Source organism: Kouleothrix sp. 19917 (assembly GCF_057073505.1).
Genome location: NZ_CP097099.1, coordinates 4,569,759 through 4,596,587, shown reverse-complemented (window position 1 = coordinate 4,596,587; position 26,829 = coordinate 4,569,759). Strand labels below are relative to the sequence as shown.

Sequence of the window (26,829 nt, the reverse complement as noted above, 5' to 3'; positions counted from 1 at the left end):
GCATTCCTGTGGTAAAGTTATGCTATAATACGGGCACGGGCGTATAGCTCAGTTGGTTAGAGCGCGATCCTGATAAGATCGAGGTCCCTGGTTCGAGTCCAGGTACGCCCACCAAACGCCGAGGTTCCGGTTTGCACCGGGCCTCGGTTTTTTGTGTGGGCACGCCCGGCCCGGGATGAAGATGTACAAAATAATCCGGCAAACATTTTGCCCTGGCCGCTAAAGCAGCGGGCTAAATTGCGGCGAAGCCCGCCTTCGCGGGCTGGAGCAGGCCGCGAAGGCGGCCTTTGCAATTGCAGCCGAGGGCTTAAGCCCCACGGCCCGCGCTACACCCCGGTTTTTTGTGCGCCTTGACAGCCCCCCGCCCCCGGCGTATACTAGCCGCGGTGACAAAAATCACGGAGTTGGTCGCTCCTTCGTTAGGCGCGGCGCTCACACAAACACAGGTCACTGTCCCGAACCGTCGAAAGACGCTAAGGGGCACACGGCGCGGCCCGGCCTAAGGGTCATGTCAAGGTGACTGCAGCGATTGCTACGTTGTGTGGGGGCTTAAGCTCAACCAGGGGGGAGAGGACGACGCAGCGTCTGCGTTTTCCGCCCCCTTGCATCTGCGAGGGGGCGTTTTGATGGATGGTATATGGACGACGGTCATTCCGCGACGGTGCAATGTGCATCCGCAATCTGTCGGCAGCGCTCCTTCCCCAGCGTGCTGCGCCGGCCCGTTCCTGCCACCCCGTAGCGGCAGGCGCTAAGCCGCGCACCACGCGCGGCGGCAGGCCCGCGGTTTGCTGCCAGTTTGCGGCAACCGGAGGCACGCCATGCTGTTTCTCGCAACGATTCTTGATGGCGCCGTGCATGGCAAGCGCGGCGAGCCGCTTGGCCGGCTGGAAGATGTGATCGTGCGCATCGGCGACGATCTGTACCCCCCGATCAGCGGCCTGGTGGTGCGCGATCGGCGGCGGCTGTTTTTTGTGCCCGCCGCACAGCTTGAGTCGATCAACGGCGTCGCCAAGCTCTTAAGTTCCACCGTTAATCTGCGCCCGTTCAGCCGCCGCGACGGCGAAGTGCTGCTGCGCAAAGACGTGCTCGACCACCAGATTATCGACATAACTGGCCGGCGGATTGTGCGCGTCAACGACGTGCAGCTCGCCCGCGTCGAAGGCGCATACCGCCTGATTGGCGTGGATGTCAGCCCGCAGGCGCTGGTGCGCCGGCTCGGGCCGCGCCGCCTGTCCGACCGAATCATCGGCCGGCAGATCATCGACTGGCGCGAGGCGCAGTACCTCGCCAGCGCCGCACCCGTGCAGCTCCGGGTTTCCTACGATCGCCTTTCCGAGATCAACCCGGTCGACCTGGCGCGGATTGTTGATGCGCTTTCGTACCGCGAGAGCGCCGAGATCGTGGCCGCGCTGGATGACGAAACCGCCGCCGAGACGCTGGAAGAAGTCAGCGACGAGCGCCTGGCCGACCTGCTGGAAGGCATGGATCAGGAGCGCGCCGCCGATATTCTGGAAGAAATGACGCCTGGCGCGGCCGCCGACGCGCTGGAAGACCTCGACGACGAAGTGGCCGAGCAGCTGCTGGCGCGCATGGAACCGGAAGAAGCCGCCGATGTTCAGCAGTTACTGGCCTACGACGAAGACAGCACTGGCCGCATCATGACCACCGATTTCGTGCGCGTGCCGGTGGGCGCATCGGTAGGCGACGCGCTGGCGATTGTGCGCGGGCTGGAAGAAGCGCCCGACCCGCTGCTAGCGGTTTATATCGTCGAAACGCCACCCGACCTCCCGCCCGACGACGACGCGCCCGCATTTCTGCACGGCATTGTGCGGCTGCGCAACCTCATTCTGGCCGACCCGGCCACGCCGCTGGCCGAGCTGATGGACGACGACGTGCCGACCGTCGGGCCGGAAGACCGCGCGGAAGACGCGGCGCGCGTGCTGGCCGAGTATAACCTGCTGGCTGTGCCAGTGCTCGACGACGACGGACGCATGATTGGCATTGTGACGGTTGACGACGCGCTGGCAGTTCTGCTGCCCGAGATCTGGCAGCGGCGCGGCGCGCGGGCTTTTGGCTAGTGCGCTTTCAGCGCAGGGGTTGGGGTTTAGGGTTTGGGGATTGCGATGCGCAACGAAGCCTTTTACCGCTATAAAACCTCACTGGGAATTGCGCGAGATCGCTGGCGACAAGCGTTACGACAAGGAATCACGATTATGACGACACGCAATACGGCCAGCAGCGGCACCGTGCGCGAGCGCATTCGGGCGCGGCGGCGGCGGATCTGGCCCTACCTGATGGCACTCGGCCCCGGCTTGCTGGCGGCCAGCGCGGGCAACGACGCCGGTGGCATCGCAACCTACGCCTCGGCGGGCGCTTCCTATGGCTATGGAATGCTCTGGGCCATGGTAATCGTTACGCTGTTTGTGGGCGTGGTGCAGGAAATGAGCGCCCGGCTCGGCGCAGTGACGGGCAAAGGCTTTTCCGACCTGGTGCGCGAAAACTTCTCGCTGCGCGTCACCGCGCTGATCCTGATGACATTGTTCGTCGCCAATTTCGGCATTATCGTCTCGGAGTTTGTTGGCATCGCCGCCGCCGCCGAGCTCTTTGGCGTGAGCCGCTACATCGCCGTGCCAATTGCGGCGGCGCTGGTCTGGGCACTGATCACGCGCGGCTCGTACGAGCGGGTGGAAAAAATCTTTCTGGTGCTGACGCTGGGTTTTTTTGCCTACATCGGCGCGGCGGTGCTGGCGCGGCCCGACTGGGGCGATGTGCTGCTGCAAACCGTGCGGCCCATGCCGCGCCTGGAAGTGGGCTACCTGCAACTGCTGATCGCGCTGATCGGCACGACGATCTCGCCCTACATGCAGCTGTATGTCCAGTCGTCGGTGGTGGAAAAGGGCGTGACGCCGGAAGAATACCCCTACACGCGCTTTGATGTGTTTGCCGGCACGCTGTTCGCCGGCATCGTGGCCGCGTTCATCATCATCGCCACGGCGGCTACGCTGTTCCCGCGCGGCATTGCCGTCGAAACTGCCGCCGACGCCGCCACGGCGCTGGAGCCGGTGGCCGGGCCGTATGCGCGCCTCTTGTTTGGCATGGGCCTGCTGGGCGCGTCGCTGCTGGCGGCGGGCGTGCTGCCGCTGGCGACGACCTATGTGATGAGCGAGGCGCTGGGATTTGAGCGTGGCGTGTCGCGCTCGTGGAGCGAAGCACCGATCTTTATGGGCTTGTTCACGGGCCTGGTGGCGCTCGGCGCACTGATCGCGCTGATTCCCGGCCTGCCGCTGTTTCAGGTGCTGGTGGGCGTGTATGTGCTGAATGGCGTGCTGCTGCCGATTGAGCTATTCGCGATTCTGGCGCTGGTCAACAACCACGAGCTGATGGGGAAGTACACGAATCGCGGCGGCTACAACACGCTGGCCTGGGCGATTGCGATTATCGTCAGCGTGCTGTCGGTGGGGCTGATTGGCATCACGGTGCTGGGCTGGTTTGGTGTGAGTCTGGGCTAGTGCATGTACGATTGACGATTTACGATTTTCGATTTCAAGCGTGCGGCGCAGAATGATCGGGCCACAGAGCGCACGGAGAGCACTGAGCGTGGAAATCCTAACTCGGTGTCCTCGGTGTTCTCTGTGGCCTAATCGTTTGGTTTTCGGTTAGAACAATGCTTTGCGCTACGATTCGCTGATTGTGATCTTCACAATCTGCTCGCCGGGCGTGGTTGGGTTCTGGTCGGGGTCGCGCAGCGGGATACCATTTACAATATCCTGGCCGCTCTGAACCTCGCCAAATACGGTATACTGGTTGTTCAGGCTGGTCGCTGGCGCGGTGGTGATAAAGAACTGCGAGCCGTTGCCATTCACGTCGTTGCCGGGGCGCGCCATCGCCACAATGCCGGGCTTGTCGAACAGCACCTTGTCGGTGAATTCGCCCGGGACGGTGTAGCCGGGGCCGCCGGTGCCGGTGCCGGTCGGGTCGCCGCCCTGCGCCATGAAGCCCGACAGCACGCGGTGCCACGTCACGCCGTTGTAGAAGCCTTCTTTTGAGAGAAACACAAAGCTGTTGACGGTTTTGGGCGCAATGTCGGGGCGCAGCTTGATCACAATATCACCGCGCGGCGTGGTGATCGTCGCGGTGTAGTTTTTGCTCGGGTCGATTGTCATCGGCGGCGCGCCCTGAGCGGCATACTTATCGTTGCGGGCGGCCACACCGTCGGCCCCGCCGGCAGCAGCCGCAGGCGCTGCGGCGGTCGGCTCGGCAGCGAAGGGCGCGGCGGTGGGCGCGGCAGCGGTGGAACCGCCACCACGGTTCGTCACCAGCATAATGATCAGGCCGGCCAGCAGCAGCACGACCACCAGGGCCGAAATGATGCCGGGCAAAGGATTCTGGCGCGGCGGCGGCGCCACGCGCTTGGGGCGATTTGCTTGGCTCACGAAGAACACTCCTTAAATAGTTGGTTTGAACGCAGAACCAGCGGCTATTATACTCGATCGCGTTCGGCGGCGATCTAAAGAAATGCTGAGAGCGCCGAAAGCCAATTTGACACGCCATGCGTATATTCGTATCATCGCTGCCGATAGCCGCGCACTGCCGACACACACAACACCATGACAGAAAACGACCCAACCAGTAGCCGCAAGCTCGATCACGTTCGTATTGTGCTGGGCGAAGACGTCGCCGCCAAGGGCGTCTATACCGGCTTCGGGGCCTACCGCCTGCCGCACGATGCCCTGCCCGACCTCGACCTGGCCGAGATCGACACCTGCACAACGTTTCTTGGCAAAGCCATGCGCGCCCCGCTGCTGATCAGTTCCATGACGGGCGGCGCGCAAGATGTCGCCCGTATCAACCTCGCGCTGGCCGAAGCCGCGCAAACACTTGGGCTGGCGATGGGCGTTGGTTCGCAGCGCTCGGCCATTCGCGACGAACGGCTGGCCTACACCTATCAGGTGCGCAAAGTCGCGCCCAATATTCCGCTGCTGGCGAATCTTGGCGCGGTGCAGCTCAACTATGGCTACGGCGTGGACGAGTGCCGCCGCGCAGTTGAGATGATCGAGGCCGACGCGCTGATCCTGCATTTCAACCCGCTTCAGGAAGCCGTTCAGCCCGAAGGCAACACCAACTTCAAGGGGCTGCTCGGCAAAATCGCGCAGGTCTGCCGCGCGCTGCCCGTGCCGGTGATCGCAAAAGAAGTTGGCAACGGCATCAGCGCCGCCGCCGCGCAACGGCTGGTGGAAGCGGGCGTGTGGGGCATCGATGTGGCCGGCGCGGGCGGAACAAGCTGGAGCGAGGTCGAGCGATTCCGCCACACCACCGCGCAGGGCGGGCGCGTTGCGGGCGCGTTCGCCGGCTGGGGCCTGCCTACCACCGAGGCGATCCGGCAGGTGCGCGCAGCCCTGCCCGACGTGCCGCTGATCGGTAGCGGCGGCGTGCGCAGCGGCGTGGATATTGCAAAAGCGATTGCGCTGGGCGCCGACCTGGGCGCGACGGCTAAGCCCGCGCTGGAGCCTGCCAACACCGGCAAAACCGAAGCGGTCATTGCTGGTCTGCAGGCGTATATCGACGAGCTGCGCGTGGCAATGTTCTGTAGCGGCTGCGGCGACTTGCAGGCCCTGCGCGCGCTCCCGCTGGAACGAATGTAGAAGACGAACAGAAGTTGACCTCGCATCCCTGGCTGTGGCTCGCTCCATCGCATCACGCCGCGACTTCTGATTCCTGACTCCGGACTTCTGAATACTATGCTTGTTACAAGCCTGAGTCTGCGCGATTTCCGCTCGTACGACCGGCTCGACCTGGCGCTGGAGCCGGGCACGACGCTGTTCTACGGGCCAAACGCCGCCGGCAAAACTACCATTCTCGAAGCGCTGTTCTACCTCGCCACCACGCGCTCGCCGCGCGCGGGCGCGGACCGTGAGCTGGTGCGCTGGGACGCGCAGGGCGATATTGGCACGCCACCCTTTGCGCGCCTGCTGTGCGACGTGAAGCGCACCGACGGCAAGGTGCGGCTGGAAGTGGTGGTGCAGCGCCGCGCCGACGACGAAGGCCAGCTCACCGCCGCATCGCTGAAAACCGTGCGGATCGACCGCAAGGCCGTGCGCGCGCTCGATCTGGTGGGTAACCTGCGCGTGGTGCTGTTTACGCCGGCCGACCTCGCGCTGGTGACGGGCGCGCCATCCGAGCGCCGGCGCTACCTGGATGTCACGCTGTCGCAGCTGAATGGCCGCTATGTCCGCACGCTCTCGCACTACAACAAAGTTGTGCAGCAGCGTAACAGCCTGCTGCGCGCCTGGCGCGAGCGCCGCCGCCCGCTGCGCGGCGCCGACGACGAGCTGGCCTTCTGGGATCGCGAGCTGACGCTTTCGGGCGCGTATGTGCTCCACGAGCGCCTGGTCGCCGTAGCCGAGCTGAATACGCTGCTTGGGCCGATTTTCTGCCGCGTCACCGCTGGCGACACGCCGCTGCTGGCGGCCTACCAGAGCAGCGTGACCGGCCTGAGCGGCACGCCCGACGAGCGCAGCATCGAAGCGGCATTTCTGGCGCACCTCGCCCGCATCCGCGACGACGAGATTGGGCGTGGGCAGACGCTGGTTGGCCCGCATCGCGACGACCTGCTGCTGAGCATGGGCACGATCAGCGTTGGCACGTATGGATCGCGCGGGCAGCAGCGCAGCGCCACCCTCGCGCTCAAGCTGGGCGAGGCCGAGCTGATGCGTAATCGCGCTGGCGACGCGCCGGTGCTGCTGCTCGACGACCTGCTTTCCGAGCTGGATGCCGAGCGGCGCAGCCACCTGCTTGCCACGCTTGCGCAGCCCGGCCAGCAGACGCTGGTAACGGCCACGGGCATGGAAGATTTCGACGCGGCGTTTCTGGAGCGCGCCAAAAAGGTGCGCGTGGAAAACGGGCGGCTGTATCCTTCGTAGGCGACGACCGACGACTGACAACCGACGACCAAACCACAGCGACACGGAAGTTGCAGGTTGCAGAGCCGGGGCGTATCGCATACGCCTGTTGCAGGTTTCTGCCAACTGCCGACTGAAGAATGAACCGCAAAGGACGCAGAGGGCGCAAAGGTGTTTGAGGTCATAGGTTGCAGGTCCAATCCCAAAACCCCAGACCCAAACCCCTACGCGGTTGCAAGTTAGCTGAAACTTAACACTCAACATTCAGCACTCAAAACTCCTTACCGCTGCTATGCCTCCACCAGCCGATAAGCTCGCCTACACACGCATTGCCGCGCAGCTTGCACCGCACGGGGAGTTGCTGCGCGCCTGGACGCTCGATGGCGGCATCTCGGCACGAATGACCGCGCTGGAGATCGCGTTGTCCGCTGGCGAAAGCATGCGCGCCGTGGTGCGCCAGCCCGGTGCTGCGGCGCTGGCACGTAACCCACGCGCCGCCCACGACGAGCATGTGCTGCTCGGCTTGCTGCACACCCACGGCGTCCTCGTGCCGCGCCCGCTGCTGCTCGACGCCTCGGGCGCGATCTTCCCGGAACCTTTTCTGACGATGGAATACATCGACGGCGCGATTGACTTTGTGCCCGCCGATCCTGTCGATGCCGCGCGCCAGCTTGCCACGCAGCTTGCGTCAATCCACCAGATCGACGCTGGCTCGCCGGGGCTGGCGTTTCTGCCCGCGCCGCCCGCCGAGCCAGGGCCGCCCACCAGCGCCACGCTGCCAACTGCGCACATTCGCGCCGCGCTCGCTGCTGCGCCGCCGCTGCCGCTGGCTGCGCCCGTGCTGCTCCATGGCGACTTCTGGCCCGGCAATGTGCTCTGGAGTGGCGGGCGGCTCGCCGCAGTGATCGATTGGGAGGACGCCGCGCTGGGCGACCCACTGCGCGATCTGGCGATCAGTCGGCTCGACCTCCTGTGGATCTATGGGCGCGACGCCATGCTGGCCTTCACCGCGCACTACCGCGAGCACGCCCCGCTCGATGTGCCGCGCCTCGCGCGCTGGGATGCGCTTGCCGCGCTGCGTCTTGCGCGCCTTGTCGGCGATGATCTCCAGGGCTGGGCGGCATTCTTCCACCCCTTTGGCCGCACCGACATCACCGCGCAGCACATTCGCGATCACTACGATTGGTTCGTCGCGCAGGCGATTGCCGGGTTGCAGGTTTGCAGCCGGGGCGTATAGCATACGCCTGTTCAGGTTTGCAGCCGGGGCGTATAGCAATACGCCTGTTGCAGGCTCTCGGTCTGGGCGTATAGCAATACGCCCTTCCCTTTTCCATTGACACTATCCCTATATCGTGATATATTTCACATATTTCCACCGACCCAGCGAAAGGGAGCGCCAATGACGTTCGCGTCCCACCCGATATGGCAGCTGCTCGCCACCTACCTGCGCCCGCAGCGCGGGCGCGCGGCGCTGCTTGCGCTGCTGCTGCTTGGCAGCACGGCCTTTCAGCTGGGCGGGCCGCGCGTGCTGCGCCAGTTTATCGACACCGCGCGCAGCAGCGGCCCACTCGAAACGCTCACTACCATCGCGCTGATCTACCTGCTGGTGGTTCTGCTCGGCCAGGCGCTCGAAACCGGCGTGGTCTACCTCGGCACGGATGTGGGCTGGGTGGCGACGAACCTGCTGCGCGCCGACCTGCTGGCCCATGTGCTCGGCCTCGATCTGCGCTTTCATAGCGCGCACACGCCCGGCGAGCTGATCCAGCGCGTGGATGGCGACGTGGCGGCGCTGGCGAATTTCTTCTCGCAGTTTGTGGTGCGCGTGCTCGGCAGCCTGCTGCTGATTGTGGGGATTGTGGCGCTGCTGCTGCGCGACGACTGGCGGCTGGGCATGGCGATGCTGGCGCTCGCACTAATCGGCGCGCTGGGGTTCTACCGCTTGCAAGGCTTTGCCGTGCCGATCATGAAGTCGCACCGCCAAAGCTTTGCGACGCTGAGCGGCTTTTGGGAAGAGCGCCTGCTCGGCACCGAAGACCTGCGCGGCATTGGCGCGCTCCCTTTCACGATGCGCCGCCACGCCCTGCTGCTGGGCGCGCACCTGGTGCGTGCGCGGCTCGGCAACACCGCTGGCCGAATCATGCAGAGTGCGGGCGAGCTGCTGGTGGCCGTTGCAACTGCGGCTATGTTTGCGCTTGGCGCATGGCTGCTGTTTCGCGGCAGCATCACGCTTGGCACGGTCTACCTGGCCTTCGCCTACGCCGATCTGGTGGCATGGAACGTCCTCCTGATCGCCCAGCAGCTCGACGATCTTCAGCAGGCCACTGCTGGCATCCAGCGCATTAGCGAGCTGCGCGCACTGCGCAGCGCCGTACCCGATACTGGTTCTGCAATGGTGCCGTCCGGCCCGCCCGCGCTGGCCTTCGAAAAGGTGTCATTCGCCTATGAAACGACGGGCGATGGCGAGCAAAGGCGCGTGCTGCGCGATGTTTCCTTCACGCTGGGCGCGGGCTGCTCGCTTGGCCTGCTTGGCCGCACTGGCAGCGGGAAAAGCACGCTTGCCCGGCTGCTGTTCCGCTTCTACGATCCACAGGCCGGCCAGGTTTTGCTGCACGACGCCGATCTGCGGTCGCTGCCGTTGGCGGTGCTGCGCCGCCAGATTGGCATGGTCACGCAGGAGGTGCAGCTGTTTCACGCCAGCGTGCGCGACAACCTGACCCTGTTCGACCCGGCGATTTCCGACGAGCGGATCATGGCGGCGCTGGCCGCGCTGGAGCTGCTGCCCTGGCTCGGCCGCCTGCCGGGCGGGCTGGATGCCGAGCTTGCGCCAGGCGGCGGCGGTCTTTCGGCGGGTGAGGCGCAGCTGCTGGCCTTTGCGCGCGTGTTTCTGCAAAACCCCGCGCTGGTGATTCTGGACGAAGCCTCGTCGCGGCTCGACCCCGCCACCGAACAATTGATCGCCCGCGCCACCGCGCGCCTGCTCGCTGGCCGCACCGCGATTGTGATCGCGCACCGGCTCGCCACGGTCGAACAGGTCGACCAGATTTTGCTGCTCGACGGCGGGCGCGTGGCTGAGTTTGGCCCGCGTGCCGCGCTGGCCGCCAACCCGGCTTCGCGCTTTGCGCGCCTGCGCCGCGCTGGCCTCGCAGAGGTGCTGGCATGAGCGCACGAACGCTGCTCTGGCGGCTGCTACGTTTCACGCCCTGGCTCTACGCCGGGAGTTTGCTGCTCCAGATCGGTCGGCTCGGCATTCTGGTGCTGCCCGGCCTGGTCATCCAGCGCATCTTCGACACGCTGGCCGGCGCGGATCGCTTCGGCTGGGGGTTGTGGGGCCTGATTGCGCTGCTGGTAGGCGTGGCGCTGGCGCGCGTGGCCGTGCTGCTGAGCGCAATCTTTGCCGAGCTGACCGGCTACCTGACGAGCGCCGGGCTGCTGCGCACCAACGCCTTTGCGCGCCTGCTGGCCCGCCCCGATGTGCGGGCGCTGGCGGTGCCGGCCGGCGATATTGTCAACCGGCTGGAAAAAGACGCCGGCACGCTCGCAACCTGCATTGCACAGCTAAACATCCAGGTCGGTTCGCTGGCCGGTGCGCTGGTGGCGGTAATTCTGATGCTGCGCATCGACGCGCTGGTGACGGCGGTGGTGCTGGTGCCGCTGCTGCTCACCACGGCGCTGGCACAGCTTGCCAGCCGGCACCTGTTTGCCTTCAACCAGGCCAGCCGCGCCGCCGACGGCCGGGTGAGCGCGTTTCTGGGCGAGGCGCTTGGCGCGGCGCAGGCGTTGCAGGTTGCCGGCGCGGAACCGCACGTGGTTGCGCGCCTGCGCGGGCTGAACGAGCAACGCCGCCGCGCCGCGCTGCGCGACACGCTGGTCAGCTACACGCTGATTTTCACGCTGGTGAACAACATTGCCCAGGTTGGCGCGGCAATTGTGCTGCTGATGGTCGGCCGCTCCATGCGCGCCGGCACGTTCAGCGTGGGCGATTTCGCGCTGTTTGTTTTTCTGCTGCCGCGCATCAGCGATTGCACGATGTGGACTGGCCGCCTGCTGGCGATTTACCGCCAGAGCGAGGTGGCGCTGGGTCGGCTGCTGGCCACGCTGCCCGGCGAGCCAGCCGCCGCGCTGGTACAGCCGCGCCCGCTGCGCGAGTTCCTGGCGCGCGAATCCGACGATAGCCAGCCGCAGCAGGCATATCGCATACGCCCAACGGCAGAAATCTCTGCGCCCTCTGCGCCTCTGCGGTTCGAGCCACAACCCGCCGCATTGCTCGAAGCGCGCGGGCTGCGCTACCACTACCCCGCCAGCGGGCGCGGCGTCGGCCCACTTGATCTCGCGATTGCGCGAGGCTCGTTCACAGTGATTACCGGGCGGGTGGGCGCGGGCAAAACCACGCTGCTGCGCGCGCTGCTCGGCCTGCTGCCCGTCGACGCCGGCACAATCTTCTGGGATGGTGCGCCCGTGGCCGATCCTGCCGCGTTCATGGTGCCGCCGCGCTGCGCCTACACCGCGCAGGCCCCGCGCCTGTTCAGCGAATCGTTGCGCGCAAACCTGCTGGTTGGCCTGCCCGACGAACCGGGCGCGCTGGCACGCGCCGCGCACCGCGCCGTGCTGGATGCCGATCTCCATGCGCTGCCCAACAGCCTCGACACGCTGGTTGGCCCACGCGGCGTGCGCCTGTCGGGCGGGCAGGTGCAGCGCGCCGCCGTGGCGCGGATGCTTCTGCGTGACGCCGCGCTGCTCGCCATCGACGACGTCTCAAGCGCGCTGGATGTCGAAACCGAGCAGCTGCTGTGGGAACGCCTTAGCGAGGGGTGTGGGGTATGGGGTTTAGGGATTGGGAGCGACGATACCCCCCAGACCCCAGACCCCAGACCCCAAACCCCGACGATTCTCGCCGTTTCGCACCGCCCGGCCGCATTGCGCCGTGCCGACCAAATTATTGTGCTGGAAGATGGCCGGGTCGCCGCACAGGGCACGCTCAGCGAGCTGCTGACCCATTCCGAAGCCATGCGCGCTCTCTGGCAGCAGGAGCAGCACACTCCCGCATCCTAGACACCTCGCTTCTTCTGCTCCTCCAAAAGTCGCACTTGACGCCACCTGATTCGCGTCGTACTATAGTAACCACTGGAGTGGTTACTAACGAGGGCGTATGGTTACCGAGCTATTGCAGCAGGTTGGATTGAATAAATATGAGGCCGAGGCATATGCGGCGCTGGTGCTGCATGGCCCGCTGACCGGGTACGAGCTGGGCAAAAAGTCGGGTGTGCCCCTTTCGCGCAGCTATGAGATCCTGGAGCGGCTGCTTGCGCAGGGGCTGGCGCTTCAGCAGCCGGGCGACCCACCGCGCTACCGCGCCGAGCCGCCCGAGCAGTTTGTTGCGCGCACGCGTGCCGCCACCCTCACCACTCTCGACGCGCTTGGCACCGCCCTGGCCGAGCTTGCCCGCCCTGCCCCCGCCGACGGCTTCTGGGTGCTGCGTGGGCGCGCGCCCATCCTTGCGCACACCCGCACGGCGATCACCCAGGCGCAACGCATTGTCGCGCTCAGCGCCGCGCCAGCCGTTCTTGCCGAGCTTGAGCCGGTGCTGGCCGAAGCCCGCGCGCGCGGCTGCCGCGTTACCCTGCAGCCGCTGGCCGCAAGCGCAACTACTATCCAGCTTCTTGCCGACGACCGGGACGGGCTGGCGGGCACGCTCGCCCCCGCCGAACACTGCCAGGCTGTTGCGAGCAGCAACCCGGGCTTTGTCGCGCCGCTGCGCCATGCCCTCCAGCCCGCCGCGCCCGCCTTGCGCAACAGCGCGCCCACCCTGCCCGCGCGCGACGCGCAGTCGCTGGCATGGCTCGACTGGGAGCAGCGCAAACAGCGCGGCCTGCTCAGCAGCGGCTCCGAGCAAAGCGCAGCGTAGCGCCGCCGACCGTACTGGCGTAGCGCCGCCGACCGTACTGGCGTATCGCCGCCGACCGTACTGGCGTATCGCCGCCGACCGTACTGGCGTATCGCCGCCGACCGTACTGGCGTATCGCCGCCGACCGTACTGGCGTATCGCCGCCGACCGTACTGGCGTATCGCATACGCTTGACAAACGACGAATGGCGAAAATTTGAACCGCAAAGAGCGCAAAGGACGCAGAGTTTTGGTTTTTGGTTCTGTGGTTCTTGGTTCTTGGTTCTGCGGTTCTGCGGTTCTGCGGTTCTGCGGTTCTGCGGTTCTGCGGTTCTGCGGTTCTGCGGTTCTGCGGTTCTGCGGTTCTGCGGTTCTCGTGTTTCGCGCCTCGTGTCTCGCCAACTCAACACTCAGCATTCAACACTTAACACTGCTTATATACAGGAGGAATTCTCATGGCACACGAAATTCGCGACCTTGCCCTGGCCGACCGCGGCCAGCACCGGATTGCCTGGGCCGCGCGCAACATGCCCGTGCTACGCCAGGTCACTGCTGAGTTTGCCGCCAGCCGCCCCTTCGAGGGTCGCCGCATCGCCGCCGCGCTGCACATCACGCCCGAGACGGCGGTGCTGATGCGGGCCTTGCAGGCTGGCGGCGCGCAGATCGCCCTGTGCGCGTCCAACCCGCTTTCCACCCGCGACGACATCTGCGCCGCGCTGGTGGTCGATGGCATGGACGTGTTTGCCTTCCACGGCGAAGACCTGCCGACCTACAATCGCCACATCGAGCAAACCCTCGCCACCGACCCGCACCTGGTGATGGACGACGGTGCCGACCTGATTGTGGCGCTGCACACCCGCCCGAGTCGCGGCTCGACATACCTGGGCATTGAAGAAACCACCACCGGCGTCACGCGCGTGCGGGCAATGGCCGCCAACGGCGATCTGGCCTTCCCGGTGATTGCCGTGAACGACACGCCCACCAAGCACCTCTTCGACAACCGCTACGGCACCGGGCAAAACACCATCGACGGAATTTTGCGCGCCACCAACATGCTGCTGGCCGGTGCCACCGCCGTTGTGGCCGGCTTTGGCTGGTGCGGGCGCGGCATTGCCATGCGCCTGCGCGGCATGGGCGCGAATGTCATTGTGAGTGAGATCAACGCCACTCGTGCGCTGGAAGCGGTGATGGAAGGCTACCGCGTGATGCCGCTGGCCGCCGCCGCGCCGCTGGGCGACCTGTTTGTGACGGCGACGGGCATGGCCGGCGTGATTCGCACCGAGCACATGCAGGCCATGAAGGATGGCGCGATTCTGGCGAACTCGGGCCACTTCGATGTGGAGGTGGATGTGGCGGGCTTGCAGAAGCTGGCCGTCGCCGCCATTCCCACCCGCGACAACATGGTCGAATATCGCCTGCCGAACGGCAACGCGCTCTACCTGCTGGCCGAGGGCCGGCTGGTTGGGCAGGCCGCCGCCGAAGCCAGCCCCGCCGCCGTGATGGACATGAGCTTTGCCGACCAGGCGCTCAGCACCGCCTACCTGTTCGAGGTGGGCCAGCAGTTGCCGGCAGGCGTGTACGATGTGCCGCCGCAGATCGACGAGCGGGTGGCGCAGCTCAAGCTGGCCGCGCTGGGCGTGCAGCTCGACGCGCTCGACGGCGCGCAAATCCGCTACGCGCAGGGCTGGCAGCTCGGCACCGCGTAATTGCGCCCGTGAATCAAGCATATGCGCATCCTGGGTAGGCCAAAGGCCGTATCGAAGGGTGCGCGAGAATCGGGAAAATTGCGCCCCGGCGCGGATCGTGTATACTTGGGGCAGCGCCGGGAATGCCTGGCGCTGCGTTCGTTATTCAAGGAAGTTTAACCCGTGGCAACAACCCTTTCGCAAAGCCAGCGACAATTTCTGCGCAAAACCGCGCACGGCCTCGCGCCGATTGTGCATATTGGCAAAAACGGCCTGAGCGAGAACCTGCTCAGCTCCACCGAGATCGCGCTCGATTCGCACGAGCTGATCAAGGTCAAGTTCATCGATTTCAAAGACCAGAAGCGCGAAGTCGCGCAGGAGCTGGCCGACCAGACCCGCGCTGAGCTGATCTACGTGATTGGCAACACCGCGATCCTCTTCCGCCGCCAGCCCGACGCCGAAAAGCGCAAGATCAGCCTGCCGCGCGATTAGCCGCGCACAAAAAAGCAAAAGGCGCGGGCAGTGCGCCCGCGCCTTTTTTTGTTTGTTCGCGAAGCTAATGCATCACCAAGCCTCTTGACTTCCTCCCTATTGCCCTTAGGTCACCAAAATTTACCACCAAGACACCAAGGCACCAAGAATCTACTGAATCTTGGTGCCTTGGTGTCTTGGTGGTTATGTGAAAGCTTTTGGTGTTACAACCACTTGCGCCGCCGCAAAAACAACACCAGGCCGACGCTGATTACCACCATCAGCCCCAGCGCGAACGGGTAGCCATAGCGCCAGTGCAGCTCGGGCATGAACTCGAAGTTCATGCCATAAATGCCGGCAATCAGGGCGTCGCACATCAGCACAATCGAGGTGATCGTCAGCACCTTGACGATCTGGTTGAGCTGGTTGGATTGCAGCGACAGAAACGCATCCAGCGCGCTCGACAGCAGGTCGCGGTAGGTGTCGATGCTGTCGGTGATGCGCACGATGTGGTCGTACACGTCTTGCAGGTACAAAATCGTGTTGCGCTCGAAGATTGGCACTTCGCGGCGGATCAGCACATTCAGCACATCGCGCTCGGGCGAAACCACCCGCCGCACGCCCAGCAGGTCGCGCTTGAGCGCAAATACCTGCTGCAGGGCTTCTTCCTGGAAGTGCTCGAAAATCTGCTGCTCGATATCTTCCACCCGCTCGGCCAGCTCGTCGATCACCGGGAAATAATCGTCCACAATCGAGTCGAGCAGCGAGTAGAGCAGCGCGCCCGCATCATTCCCAAACTCGGCCGTGTTGTTCTGCCAGCGCGTGATTGTCTCGTCGATTGTTTTGATCGGCTGGTTGTGCACGCTCACAATATAGTTCGGGCCGATGAACAGGCCAATGGGCTGGCTGGTCAGCCGCTGATCCTGGCTGTTGTAGCCCAGCTCGTAGAAGACCATGAAATAGTACTTCTCAAAGGCTTCGAGCTTGGGGCGCTCGTGGTGGCGCGTGGCGTCTTCGATTGAAAGTGGGTGGAAGTGGAATTCGTCGTGCAGCAGCTGCAGGTCGGCGCTGAGCGGGTTTTGCAGATCGAGCCAGACAAAGGTGTCGGCCTGCTGCAGCAAATCGCTGATCTCTGCGGCATCGACCGAGGGCCGGCACTCGCCGCCACGCGAACACACAACCGTGCGGCGCGACTCAGCCGGCGCGGGTTCGCGGCGTTTGCGCTCGGCCGGCAGAACAAGGGTGGGGGGCATGTGTTTGCTCGCCTTTGGTGCGGGCTGGCCCGCGCGGCTCCGGCGGCAATTATACACCGCCTGCATCGCCGCCGCGAATGCTTCTATTACAAAGGATTGTCATCTTGAGCGCGCTGGATCCTGCGTGCGAATAATCTCCGTATACCGCACCGCAAAGCCCAATCGTTAAAGCTCGTTTTACGATTATTGACCCTGCGCTTAACAAAAGTGTCACTTCATCTTGATGTTTGCGTGCCGTATACTTGGCCCTAATGTTTGCACCAGCCAGGTATTGCCATAACCCTCTCGTTGCCCTTCGAGAGAAAATACTGCGATGACAGCAGCGCGTGCCCGGGCGAAAGCGGCTTTTGGGCTGGTGCGGAGAATGCGTAGATGAACTGCAGCAAAGCTTTCAGTTTTAAAGAAGATGGAGAGTGTGGGCTATGCGGCGCTATCACATTGCAGTCCTTGGGCTTGTAGCAAGTATTCTGCTCGCGGTTTTTATTCCTACTTCCGGCGCCATCCCCACGGCTAGCGGCGCCAACGCGAATGTCGGTTTTGTTGACGACCCCTTCAGCACCGCCCCCGGCACCGACCCGACTGCCGACAAGCCCCAGAGCAAGCTGTGGTTCAACGACGGCTCGTGGTGGGCAGTGATGTTCCACACGAATGTCGACCCGACCAAACCCGCCAACACCTGGCTGATTTACAAGCTGACCTGGCCAGATAAATGGACGCCGACCAGCACCGTCGTCGACACCCGCGCCACCTCACGCGCCGACGCACTGTGGGATGGCCGGCACCTGTACATTTCCTCGCTGGTGCGCTTCTCGGCCAGCAACCAGGCCAAGCTCTCGCGCTATTCCTACAACAGCACCAGCAAGTCGTACACGCTCGACACCGGCTTCCCGGCGACGATTATGACCGGCAGCTCGGAAACGCTGGCGATGGATAAAGACTCGACCGGACGCCTGTGGATTGCCTATACCCAGTCGAGCAAGGTGTTCGTCAATCACAGCACCACCGCCGATACTGTCTGGGCCACGCCATTCCAGCTGCCTGGCTCAACCACCATCGGCTCCGACGATATTGCCTCAATCGTCGCGTATAAGGATCAGACCGGCCCCAGCATCGGCGTGATCTGGAGCAACCACACATCCGCATCTGCGCCAGCCATGATGAATTTCGCCTTCCACCGCGACGCCGATGCCCCCGGCGCATGGCAACCAATCGAATCCATTTATGGCGGCACCGGCTCTGGCACCTGCCTTGCCGACGACCACCTCAATATCAAGTCGCTTCAGGCCGATCCAAGCGGCTCGCTCTATGCTGCCCTCAAGACCTCCACTGGTGATAGTGGGAGCTGCACCGGCGGCAAAGACCTGCTGCGGCTGGTGGTGCGCCGACCGAATAACACATGGGACTGGGCAACGTTTGGCACGACCACCGATCAGCACACCCGCCCGCTGGTGCTGCTCGACACGACCAATCGCAAAGTGTATATGTTCGCCACCGCCCCCACAAGCTGCGGCGTGATCTACATGAAATCGACCAGCATGGACAACCTGAGCTTCCCAACCGGCAAGGGTACGCCGTTCATCAGCAGCAGCACCTACACCTGCATCAACAACGTCACCGGCACCAAGCAAACCGTCGATGCGGTGAGCGACCTGGTGGTGATGGCGAGCGATGAAAGCAAGCGCGTGTACCTGCACAACGTGCTCGACCTGGGCACGCCAACGCCACGCCTGATCTTCAACGGCCAGCCCGACGGCGCCGAGATCAACAAGCCGCTGGCCATGCAGCCGGTCGTGACGGTGCTGAACAACAAGGGCCAGACCGACACGACCTTTAATGGCCCGGTGACGCTGGCGATCAAGAGCGGCACTGGCACCTCGGGCGCGGCGCTCACCGGCACCGCCACCGTGAATGCTGTCGCGGGCGTGGCGAGCTTCAGCGGCCTGGCAGTCAACAAGGCCGGCACAGCCTACCAGCTCACCGCCAGCAGCGCCGGCTTCCAGGCCATCGAAAGCGCGGCATTCAACATCAGCAAGGCCAGCCAGGCGATCACCTTTGCGCCGGCCCCCGTGGGCAAGCGCTACCTCGACGCGCCGTTCACCATCAGCGCCACCTCTTCGTCGGGGCTGGCCGTGAGCTACAGCGACACCAACCCGAACGATGCCTGTGCCGTCAGCGGCGCGGTGATCACCACTGTCGGCGCGGGCACCTGCTCGGTTACGGCCAGCCAGGTTGGCAATGCCGATTTCGACGCGGCCACGCCAGTGACGCAGAGCTTCACGATTCTGAAGGCCTTCCAGAATATTTCGTTCAATCTGCCGCCCGACAATCGCTACGGCGATCCGCCGTTCCGCATCAACGGCAGCGCAACGTCGGGTCTGGCGATCATCTTCAGCACATCGGGCGCATGCACAATCACCGACGACAACCTGCTGACGCTGACTGGCCCGCAGAAGTGCTATGTCACTGCCGAGCAGCCGGGCGACCTGAACTACAACCCCGCGCCCAGCGTCACGCACGAGCTGCCGACCGACTACAAGGTCTACGCGCCGTTCGCACGCTAGCGCGGCTCGCGCTCGCCTGCCCGGCGGGAGCCCTCCAAAGAAAAATCCTTTCTGGGTTTGTCAGTGCCACGGCACTGACAAACCCAGAAAGGATTTTTTGCAGGGGCGGCGAAGCCGCCCCTGCACCCCACCAAGTTGAACCAACCCTAGCCGCGAATCAGCGCCAGCACCTCGTCGCGCTTCTGCTCCATCTCCTCGCGGCTCGCCACCGACTCGAGGTTCAGGCGCAGCAGCGGCTCGGTGTTCGAGCCGCGCACGTTGAAGTGCCAGGTGTCGTAGCTCACCGAAATGCCATCCAGCCGCTCGATCGTGCCGTCGCTGTAGCGCTCGGCGATCTCGGCCATCTTGGCCTTCGAGTCGGCCACCTGCGAGTTGATCTCGCCCGAGATGAAGTACTTCGCCTCCAGCGGGGCCAGCAGGTCGGACATCTTGGTGCCAGTTTTGGCGATCATTTCCATGATCAGCAGCGACGGGATCAGGCCCGAGTCGGCGTAGTTGAAATCCTGGAAGTAGTAGTGGCCGGAAACCTCGCCGCCAAACAGCACACTTTCCGCTGCCATGCGCCGCTTGATAAAGGCGTGGCCCACGCGCTCGATCAGCGGCGTGCCGCCCGCGTCGGTGATCAGGTCGGGCACGGCCCACGAAGCGCGCACGTCGTAGACGATCTTGCTGCCGGGTTTTTTCGCCAGCAGGTAGCGCCCCAGCAGCGCGGTCATGTAGTCGCCGGCCACAAACTCGCCGCGGTCGTCGATCGTGAAGAAGCGGTCGCCGTCGCCGTCGAAGGCGAAGCCAGCCGCCGCGCCCTCGCTCAGCACGCGCTGCTCCAGCTCGGCGCGGTTCTCGGGCTGCAGCGGGTCGAGGCCGTGGTTCGGCAGCGTGCCATCCGGGTCGAGGTACAGGCCAGTCAGTTCCACCGGCAGGCGTGCGTACACGCGCTGGAGGATCGGGCCAACCATGCCGTTGCCGGTGTCGGCCACCACTTTCATCGGGTGCGCGCGCAATGCCTCGATGTCGATCAGGCCCAGCACCGCCTCAATAAACTTCTCCGACAGATCGAGCTCGCTCATGCTGCCTTTGCCGCTGGCCGGGGCAAAGTCGTCGTTCTCGACAATCCGCCGCAGATCCTGAATGCCCTCGTCGCCGCTGAGCAGGTAGGGCATCTGCCGCACCATCTTGAAGCCGTTGTAGGCCTTGGGGTTGTGCGAGGCCGTCACCATCATGCCGGGCAGCCTGGTTTGCGCGCAGGCGAAATAATACTGGTCGGTGCTGACCATGCCAATATTCACGACGTCGGCGCCCTGATCCATAATGCCGCGTGTCACGGCCTCGAAGATCTGCGGGCCTGAGGTGCGCATGTCGCGCCCCACCAGCACTTTGTCCACCTTCAAAAACGACACAAACGCCCGCCCAATTGCGTAAGCCGCCTCTTCGTTCAGGTCGGTTGGGTAGATGCCGCGAATGTCGTATGCTTTGAAAATTCCAGGGTTTACCTTCATTGGCCCCTCCATTGTATTATGCGCCAGCCGAATGGCCGGCGAAGGCGCGTCTTCTCCTTCCCATTATACTCGCAAGCGGCGGCCCTGGGATGCAGAAACTGTCATCTGGCTGTGACATCCGGATAACGTTCTTTCAACGTTTTTATGGTATAGTCGTTCCATTGCATCGTTCGTTCCCTCGCTCCCGCGTGAAAGCAAGCCATGGCTTCAGCCCAACAGTCTGCCGGCGCGCTGGAGGCCGCCACTGTCCACTACCGCGCATTCCCGCGGGCTGTGTGGGGTGTGGTGCTGCTGCGGGCGCGCCAGCTTGGCGCTACCACCATTATTGCGCCATTCTCGCTTGCGCATCACACTGCGGCGGGTGGCGATCTTGATCTTGCGGGCGCGACGCTGCCCGAGCGCGATCTGCTGGGTTTTGTGGAAGAATGTGGCCGGCTCGATCTGGCGCTGGTGCTTGCGCTTGAGCTGCCAGCCAGCCCCGGCGCCGAACGCCTGCCTGCACAGTGGGCTGCCGCGCTTGCCACGGCCCTCGCGCCATGCTACGCCCCACACGGGTCGCTTGCTGCCTTGCATGTGCCCGCCCTCGCTGCCGAGTGGCTGCGCGCTGGCGGCTGGCCGCACCCGCTTGGCACTGCCGCCGCCGGCCCTGATTTCCCGCCCGTGCTCCTGTCGGCAGTGTTTCCGCACTTGTCGGCGCGGCCCACCCCTGCCGGCCCGCCGCTACTGCGCGCCGACGGCAGCGCCCGCGCCGAGTTCTGGCGCGCGCGCAGCATCCGCGCCCTGCTCGCCACCCCCGATTTCGCCACCGCCACGCCGCCAGCCGATCTTGCGCTGCTTGCCGATGGCCCACCCGAAAACGATCCCACGCTGGGCAGCCTGTTCGCGCAGCTCGCCACCGATGGGGCCGCCTTTCACGCATTCGATATTGCGGCCGCCACGCCACAGCAGCTCGCCAGCTACGCGCTGGTGCTTGCGCCCGCCGCGCTGGCCGGGCGCCTGGCTGCCCAGCAGTTGCTCGCGCCGAATGGCAATGCCATGCTCGCCGGCCCGCCCGGTGCCGCCGCTGGCAGCGGCGCGCACCTGCCCTGGCCGCTGGCGGTGGAACAGCTCTACGAGGCGCTGGAACTGCGCGGCGGGCGCGCGCGCTACGCCTGGGCCGACGCGCCGGGCGTGGCTTTGCGCGTGCTGTATGGCGTGGCCAATGCCTACCTGTTCGTCGAGAACCGCCAGCCGCACGCATACAACGGCACGCTCGCCTACCGCGCCGCCGATGGCGCGGTGCTCCATGCCCATGTGGCGCTGGGCGCCGGGCGCGGCGGCGTGCTGATGATGCGCGACGACGATGTGCTTGGCGCGGCGGTGGAGGGCGATGGCGCCGAGGGCGGCTGGCTGGTGCGCGGCATGTACTCCAGCGTGGTCTTCAGCCACGGCTCGGCTGGCATTGTCGATTGCGAAGGCACGCTGCTGGCCTTTGCGCCCCAGAACAGCCGCTTCCAGGTGCGTGCCCGCTCGCCGTGGAGCGAGCTTCTCGCATTTCGCCTGCTGCTTGGCGGCGCGCTTGTGCCCGCCCCGCTTCTGATCGAAGGCAAGCACCTTGCGCTGCCCTATGTCGCGGAAGATACGCTTGGCCAGACCGATTGCTACCTGGTTGGCTCGGCCAGCGCCACCCTGCCCGCCCGGATTGCTTTCTACCTTGCAGCTATGCTGCGGGCGCGCGCCTCGGCGCTGCACAGCGCCGCCGAGCTGGCATGCCGGCACGGGCTCGCGCTTGGCCTCGAGGTGCTGCCTGCCCCGCCCGAAGTGCCTGCGCTCGCCAGTATCGACGATTATGCGCAGGCGCGTGCTACGCTCGACGCGCTGGCCGCCCCGGCGCTCGATGCGCTCCAGGGCCCGCATCCCCAGGTTGGGCCAGATGCAGCCGGCGCGCTGGCCCGGATCGCCGCGCTGCTGGGCGAGTAACTTCAAACCTCTCGCCCGCTACCCGCTGCCACCGGCTACCGGCAGAAACTGCGCCGCGCCAAGTGGGTAAAGATCGAGCGCGCGTAGTTGCACGGGCGCGCCTTCCGCAAACAGTTCCAGCCCGTCGCTGCCCGGCGCGGGGAAGACCTGCTCGCTGAATACCGCCACCCCATCCGCGCCAAACGCCTCCACCGAGCAATGATCGACCAGGATGCGCAGCCGCAGCACGCCGCCTTCAAGCGCGAGTGGCGCGGCATGGCGGGCGGCGAAGATCGCGTGGAAATCGGCCTGCCCCGAGCGCGTGCGATCAAGGTACAGCTCGCCCGCCTGCACGTCGTAGCCGATCTCGGTGTATTCGCCCGCGCCGGCCAGCACGCGCACGCCGCAACGCTCACTGTCTGCGTTCAGCTCGAACTCGGCCACAATTTCCAGCGCCGTGCCGCCCATGCCCGCCAGCAGGTTCGCGCCCGGTTCCACCCGCACATCGCGCCACGATTGCGCCGGGCCACGCAGCGACTCCAGCTCGGGAATGGGTTGCTGGCGCAGGCGCAAGCCCGCGGGCGTGTGTGCCAGCGCAAGCACGCGCGGAACCGAGTAGACACTGCGCCAGCCTTCATCGTCGGTGGGCGTTGCGCCCGAGTAGGCCAGGTTGCTCATCCAGCCCACCCAGATGCGCCGACCCTGCGGCTCGTCGCTCCACGACTGCGCGGCATAGAAATCGCCACCGAAATCGGCCCACAGCGGTGGCTCGGCCGGCGTTTCGGCATGAAACGCGCGCCCGTCGAATTCGCCCACAAAGTAGCGCGTACCCGAGCCGCCGCCCGGCCCGCCACGCGACATGCCAGCCGTCAGCACCCAGCGCGCCGTGCCGTCGTTGGCGTGCAGGCGAAACAGGTCGGGCGTTTCCCAGGTGATGTTCTCGCCTTCGGTGTAGCCAATGCTGCCGCCCGCCGTCCAGTCGATCAGGTTGGGCGAGGTGTAGAAACGCAGGCCCGCCCCGACAGCAAGCACCATAGCCCAGTGGCCAGCGCCGCCTTCCGCAAACCAGAAGACCTTGGGATCGCGGAAGTCGCGCCACGCGCCAGCCGGGCGCAGCACCGGGTTACCGGCGTATTTCTGCCATGTTGCGCCATCGTCGGTGCTGTAGGCCAGGCTCTGGTACTCGCCTGCATCGTTATCGTGCGTGAAGATCGCCACCAGCGCGCCCGCGCCAAAGCCGGCGGTGTTCTGCCAATCGACCACGGCGCTGCCCGAGAACATGGTGCCGTGCTCGTCGGGCGCGAGCGCGATGGGCCGATGCTGCCAGTTCACAAGGTCGCGGCTGGTGGCGTGGCCCCAGTGCATCGGCCCCCACACGGTTGAATGCGGGTGGTGCTGGTAGAACATGTGATACTGCCCATTGGCATACACCAAGCCGTTCGGGTCGTTCATCCACATGCGCGGCGGCGTGAAGTGATAGGCCGGGCGGAACTGTTCAGTCATTCGTTTCCTCTTTCGCGGCATCTGCGTTTCGCGCGATTATAAACGACGCAGCGAAAGGGACGTGAAAGGGTGGACGGGGCGAAAGGGTGAACAGGGCGAAAGGGTGGACGGGGCGTATCGCATACGCCTGCCTCGTTCGTCAATCGTAAATTCGCGCTACAATATGCGCATGACCAGCTACGACCCAGCGCAGCCCCTGATCGCCCAGGCCGACGGCACGCTGCTGCTTGAAACCCAGCACCCGCGCTACGCCGAGGCGCGCGCCGCTGTTGCGCCCTTCGCTGAATTGGCGAAAAGCCCCGCCTACCTGCATACCTACCGCGTCACGCCCTTCTCGCTGTGGAGCGCGATTGCCGCCGGGCTGGATGTGGAATCGCTCCTTGCTGCGATGCACGCGCTGGCGCGCTACCCCGTGCCGCCCGAGGCCGAAACCCGGCTGCGCGATCTGGCTGGGCGCTGGGGTCGCTTGCGCCTGGCCGGTGCCGCTGGCGCGCTCGTTCTCACCGGCGATGGCGCGCTGCTGGCCGAGCTGGCGGCCCGCCCCGATATTGCCGCGCTCGTGGGCGAGGCCGCGCCCGCCGGCTATGCCGTGCCCGACGCGCATCGCGGCCTGCTCAAGCAAGCCCTGCTCGCGGCCGGCTGGCCGGTCGATGATGTGGCGGGCTATGTCGAGGGCGAGGCCTTTGCGCTGGCTTTGCGCGAAGATCGTGTGCAATTGCGCGACTACCAGCGCGCCGCCGCCGAGGCCTTCTACGCCGGGGGCGCGGCGCGCGGCGGCTCGGGCGTGGTGGTGCTGCCGCCCGGCGCGGGGAAAACCGTGGTTGGTCTGGCAGCCATGGCGCTGGTCGGCCAATCGACGCTGGTGCTCACCACCAACCGCACCTCGGTAAACCAGTGGCGGCGCGAAATCCTGGCGCGCACAGGGGCGCGGCCCGAGCAGGTGGCCGAGTATACCGGCGGCGCAAAGGGCATCGCGCCAGTCACGCTTTCCACCTACCAGATGCTGACCTACCGCGACGCGGCGGGCGAGCTGCCGCACCTGCGCCTGTTCGACGCGCGCGCGTGGGGCCTGATCATCTACGACGAAGTGCACGCCCTGCCCGCGCCGGTGTTCCGCGCCACCGCCGCCATCCAGGCCCGCCGCCGGCTTGGCCTCACCGCCACGCTGGTGCGCGAAGACGGCCGCGAGGCCGACGTATTTTCGCTGATTGGCCCAAAGAAGTACGAAGCGCCCTGGCGCGAGCTTGAGGCGCGCGGCTGGATCGCCGCAGCCACCTGCGCCGAGGTACGGGTGGGCCTGCCGCCCGCCGAGCGCGAACGCTTTGCCCGCGCCGAGCCACGCGACATGTATCGCATCGCCGCCGAGAACCCGCGCAAGCTGCCGCTGCTGCGCGCCATCATGGCGCGGCACCCGGGCGCGCCCACGCTGATCATCGGGCAGTATCTGGCCCAGCTCGAATATATTGCCGACAATCTGGCCGCGCCGCTGATCAGTGGGAAAATGCCACAGCGCGAGCGCGAGCGCTGGTTCGATCGGTTCCGGCGCGGCGAAGCCCCCGCGCTGGTGATCTCCAAAGTCGGCAACTTCGCGCTCGACCTGCCCGACGCCGAGCTGCTCATTCAGGTGTCGGGCGCGTTTGGCTCGCGCCAGGAAGAAGCCCAGCGCCTGGGCCGCGTGCTGCGCCCCAAGGCCGGCGGCGCGGCGCACTTCTACACCCTCGTCACCCGCGACACGCAGGAGCTGGAGTTTGCCCACAATCGCCAGCTCTTCCTGGCCGAGCAGGGCTACGCCTACTCCATCCTCGACGCCGAGGAGCTAATGGCGGGCGAGTAGGCTTTCGGATAGGGCGCATTCCGTTCTAACGCCGTAACCTCTCCCGGCCAACGAAAAAGACGCGGCTTCCATTTCGGAAAACCGCGTCAGAGACTGGTGGAGCGACGGGGACTCGAACCCCGGACCCTCTGCTTGCAAAGCAGATGCTCTCCCAACTGAGCTACCGCCCCATTGGCTTGCGCCACGCCCGTAGTATAGCCGAAGTCGCGGGGGGGCGCAAGCGCGGGCGCGGTAGTACTTTGCGGCAGGGGTGCGGCTAGTACTGTGGGTTGCGCCAGGGATGACCAATGGCGGATTGCCGTTGCTGCCCACGCGTGCTAGAGTATGCACGTGGGGCGGCAATGTGAATTCCATTTTGAACACCCGAACCACAGGCTGGCGTATCAACGCAATCTTGCTCGCGAAAAATTCAACCCGACATCGCACTTGCGTCGTACTCGACATCGCTGCACTACGCTTTCGCACACATCACACTCGCGTTTTTGCACACGTCGCCACACTTTCGCCGAGCAGTGGGGAACCACATACTACCAGCACGTTGCTCTGTGAAGTTGCACGGTTGGTACGCCAAACAGAAAGACGCCCCGGCATCACGCCGGGGCGTCTTTCTGTTTGGCGCGTTTAGCGCCGTTCCAGCAGCATTGCGGCAAGCTGCGCCAGTATCGGGAATTCTTCGCCCCAGCCCCGCTCTGCGCCTTCCCAGAACTCGGCCAGGGCGCGGCTGCCAGCGCGCTCGTAGGCCAGCGCCTGCGCCAGCATCTCAATGCGGTCGAGCCCTTTGACAAGCCGCGCCTCGGGTGTGGCGGCGCTGGCATATTCTTCCCACAGCGCCAGGTAATTCGCGCCCTGCGGCAGCGCCCCGAACAGCTCATCGGCTGCGCGCCGCTCGGCGGCATGTTTCACATCTGCGCCCAGGAGGCGCCGCGCCGAAGCGGGCAGATCACCCAGCAGCGCCTCGGCCATGTCGTGCACGAGCGCCAGCGCCAGCAGCCGCCCGCGATCCAGGTCGGGCAGCATGTCGCCCACCAGCAGCGCCAGCGCCGCCACGCCAAAAGTGTGCTCGGCCACGCTTTCGGGCTGGGCGACGCCGCGTTGCAGCCATCCGGCGCGCGGCAGCAGCTTGAGCGTTGCAAGGCGGGTGTAGAGTGTGAGCAGGTCGCTTGCTTCGGCCATGGCGCGCTTCCTTTCGCGTAAAGAAGCGCATTATGGCACGCCCGCGCGCCGCATGTCAACGAGCGATTGTAGCAGAACAGGGTCATCTCAACGTTGGAATGAGAACGCGATCAATCCACAGATGAAGCAGATGACA

18 protein-coding genes, 2 tRNA genes and 1 riboswitch are annotated in these 26,829 nt (G+C 65.3%); of the genes, 14 read left to right on the top strand and 6 right to left on the bottom strand.

The annotated features are described in order from the left end of the window. Nucleotides 1-37 precede the first annotated feature (37 nt). The 3 genes from M1P90_RS18700 to M1P90_RS18690 all read left to right on the top strand — a co-directional run bounded on the left by M1P90_RS18700 (nt 38) and on the right by M1P90_RS18690 (nt 3,509). Nucleotides 38-114 (top strand) — tRNA-Ile (locus tag M1P90_RS18700). A gap of 294 nt (nt 115-408) precedes the next feature. Beyond that, a riboswitch (M-box (ykoK) riboswitch) is annotated at nt 409-573 on the top strand. Between the two features lie 245 nt (nt 574-818). Next, complete coding sequence (locus M1P90_RS18695; RefSeq protein ID WP_483696805.1) at nt 819-2,078, top strand: magnesium transporter MgtE N-terminal domain-containing protein; 1,260 nt, start codon at nt 819-821, stop codon at nt 2,076-2,078. A gap of 135 nt (nt 2,079-2,213) precedes the next feature. After that, nucleotides 2,214-3,509: an Nramp family divalent metal transporter gene (locus tag M1P90_RS18690; protein ID WP_483696804.1), complete on the top strand. Its 1,296-nt coding sequence runs from the start codon at nt 2,214-2,216 to the stop codon at nt 3,507-3,509. Nucleotides 3,510-3,674: 165 nt separating this feature from the next. On the opposite strand, the gene M1P90_RS18685 is transcribed toward M1P90_RS18690, so the two are convergent. Next, complete coding sequence (locus M1P90_RS18685; RefSeq protein ID WP_483696803.1) at nt 3,675-4,433, bottom strand: peptidylprolyl isomerase; 759 nt, start codon at nt 4,431-4,433, stop codon at nt 3,675-3,677. A 174-nt stretch (nt 4,434-4,607) separates the two neighbouring features. Here M1P90_RS18685 and fni point away from each other — a divergent pair, with 174 nt between their 5' ends. The 8 genes from fni to yhbY all read left to right on the top strand — a co-directional run bounded on the left by fni (nt 4,608) and on the right by yhbY (nt 14,956). After that, nucleotides 4,608-5,642, top strand: a complete 1,035-nt coding sequence (fni, locus tag M1P90_RS18680) for a type 2 isopentenyl-diphosphate Delta-isomerase (protein WP_483696802.1) — start codon at nt 4,608-4,610, stop codon at nt 5,640-5,642. 96 nt (nt 5,643-5,738) lie between these two features. After that, on the top strand, nt 5,739-6,920 hold the full coding sequence (gene recF / locus M1P90_RS18675; RefSeq protein ID WP_483696801.1) for a DNA replication/repair protein RecF: 1,182 nt from the start codon (nt 5,739-5,741) through the stop codon (nt 6,918-6,920). A 271-nt stretch (nt 6,921-7,191) separates the two neighbouring features. After that, nucleotides 7,192-8,136: a phosphotransferase family protein gene (locus tag M1P90_RS18670; RefSeq protein ID WP_483696800.1), complete on the top strand. Its 945-nt coding sequence runs from the start codon at nt 7,192-7,194 to the stop codon at nt 8,134-8,136. A 162-nt stretch (nt 8,137-8,298) separates the two neighbouring features. Continuing rightward, the gene (locus M1P90_RS18665; protein WP_483696799.1) at nt 8,299-10,059 is read left to right on the top strand and encodes an ABC transporter ATP-binding protein; all 1,761 of its coding nucleotides are present in this window, start codon (nt 8,299-8,301) and stop codon (nt 10,057-10,059) included. Then, nucleotides 10,056-11,948, top strand: a complete 1,893-nt coding sequence (locus M1P90_RS18660; protein ID WP_483696798.1) for an ATP-binding cassette domain-containing protein — start codon at nt 10,056-10,058, stop codon at nt 11,946-11,948. Before M1P90_RS18665 ends, M1P90_RS18660 begins: the two co-directional genes overlap by 4 nt. A 97-nt stretch (nt 11,949-12,045) precedes the next feature. Then, nucleotides 12,046-12,801 carry a TrmB family transcriptional regulator gene (locus tag M1P90_RS18655; protein ID WP_483696797.1) on the top strand — a complete coding sequence of 252 codons (756 nt, stop codon included), beginning with the start codon at nt 12,046-12,048 and terminating at the stop codon, nt 12,799-12,801. 433 nt (nt 12,802-13,234) lie between these two features. Beyond that, on the top strand, nt 13,235-14,485 hold the full coding sequence (locus M1P90_RS18650) for an adenosylhomocysteinase (protein ID WP_483696796.1): 1,251 nt from the start codon (nt 13,235-13,237) through the stop codon (nt 14,483-14,485). Between the two features lie 162 nt (nt 14,486-14,647). Next, on the top strand, nt 14,648-14,956 hold the full coding sequence (gene yhbY, locus M1P90_RS18645; RefSeq protein WP_483696794.1) for a ribosome assembly RNA-binding protein YhbY: 309 nt from the start codon (nt 14,648-14,650) through the stop codon (nt 14,954-14,956). A 203-nt stretch (nt 14,957-15,159) separates the two neighbouring features. Here yhbY and corA read toward each other — a convergent pair whose 3' ends face one another. Further along, on the bottom strand, nt 15,160-16,188 hold the full coding sequence (corA, locus tag M1P90_RS18640) for a magnesium/cobalt transporter CorA (RefSeq protein ID WP_483696793.1): 1,029 nt from the start codon (nt 16,186-16,188) through the stop codon (nt 15,160-15,162). Nucleotides 16,189-16,610: 422 nt separating this feature from the next. On the opposite strand from corA, the gene M1P90_RS18635 reads away from it, so the two are divergent. After that, a complete protein-coding gene (locus M1P90_RS18635) occupies nt 16,611-18,749 on the top strand; it encodes a hypothetical protein (RefSeq protein ID WP_483696792.1) in 2,139 nt (712 codons plus the stop codon). Between the two features lie 146 nt (nt 18,750-18,895). On the opposite strand, the gene M1P90_RS18630 is transcribed toward M1P90_RS18635, so the two are convergent. Continuing rightward, nucleotides 18,896-20,245, bottom strand: a complete 1,350-nt coding sequence (locus M1P90_RS18630; protein WP_483696791.1) for a phosphomannomutase/phosphoglucomutase — start codon at nt 20,243-20,245, stop codon at nt 18,896-18,898. 201 nt (nt 20,246-20,446) lie between these two features. Here M1P90_RS18630 and M1P90_RS18625 point away from each other — a divergent pair, with 201 nt between their 5' ends. After that, nucleotides 20,447-22,204 carry a hypothetical protein gene (locus M1P90_RS18625; RefSeq protein ID WP_483696790.1) on the top strand — a complete coding sequence of 586 codons (1,758 nt, stop codon included), beginning with the start codon at nt 20,447-20,449 and terminating at the stop codon, nt 22,202-22,204. A gap of 18 nt (nt 22,205-22,222) precedes the next feature. Here M1P90_RS18625 and M1P90_RS18620 read toward each other — a convergent pair whose 3' ends face one another. Continuing rightward, nucleotides 22,223-23,686, bottom strand: a complete 1,464-nt coding sequence (locus M1P90_RS18620) for a glycoside hydrolase family 32 protein (RefSeq protein ID WP_483696789.1) — start codon at nt 23,684-23,686, stop codon at nt 22,223-22,225. A 169-nt stretch (nt 23,687-23,855) separates the two neighbouring features. On the opposite strand from M1P90_RS18620, the gene M1P90_RS18615 reads away from it, so the two are divergent. Continuing rightward, a complete protein-coding gene (locus M1P90_RS18615) occupies nt 23,856-25,520 on the top strand; it encodes a DNA repair helicase XPB (RefSeq protein WP_483696788.1) in 1,665 nt (554 codons plus the stop codon). A 94-nt stretch (nt 25,521-25,614) separates the two neighbouring features. On the opposite strand, the gene M1P90_RS18610 is transcribed toward M1P90_RS18615, so the two are convergent. Continuing rightward, a tRNA-Ala gene (locus M1P90_RS18610) sits at nt 25,615-25,690 on the bottom strand. Nucleotides 25,691-26,141: 451 nt separating this feature from the next. Then, the gene (locus M1P90_RS18605) at nt 26,142-26,693 is read right to left on the bottom strand and encodes an HD domain-containing protein (RefSeq protein ID WP_483696787.1); all 552 of its coding nucleotides are present in this window, start codon (nt 26,691-26,693) and stop codon (nt 26,142-26,144) included. Between the last annotated feature and the right edge of the window lie 136 nt (nt 26,694-26,829).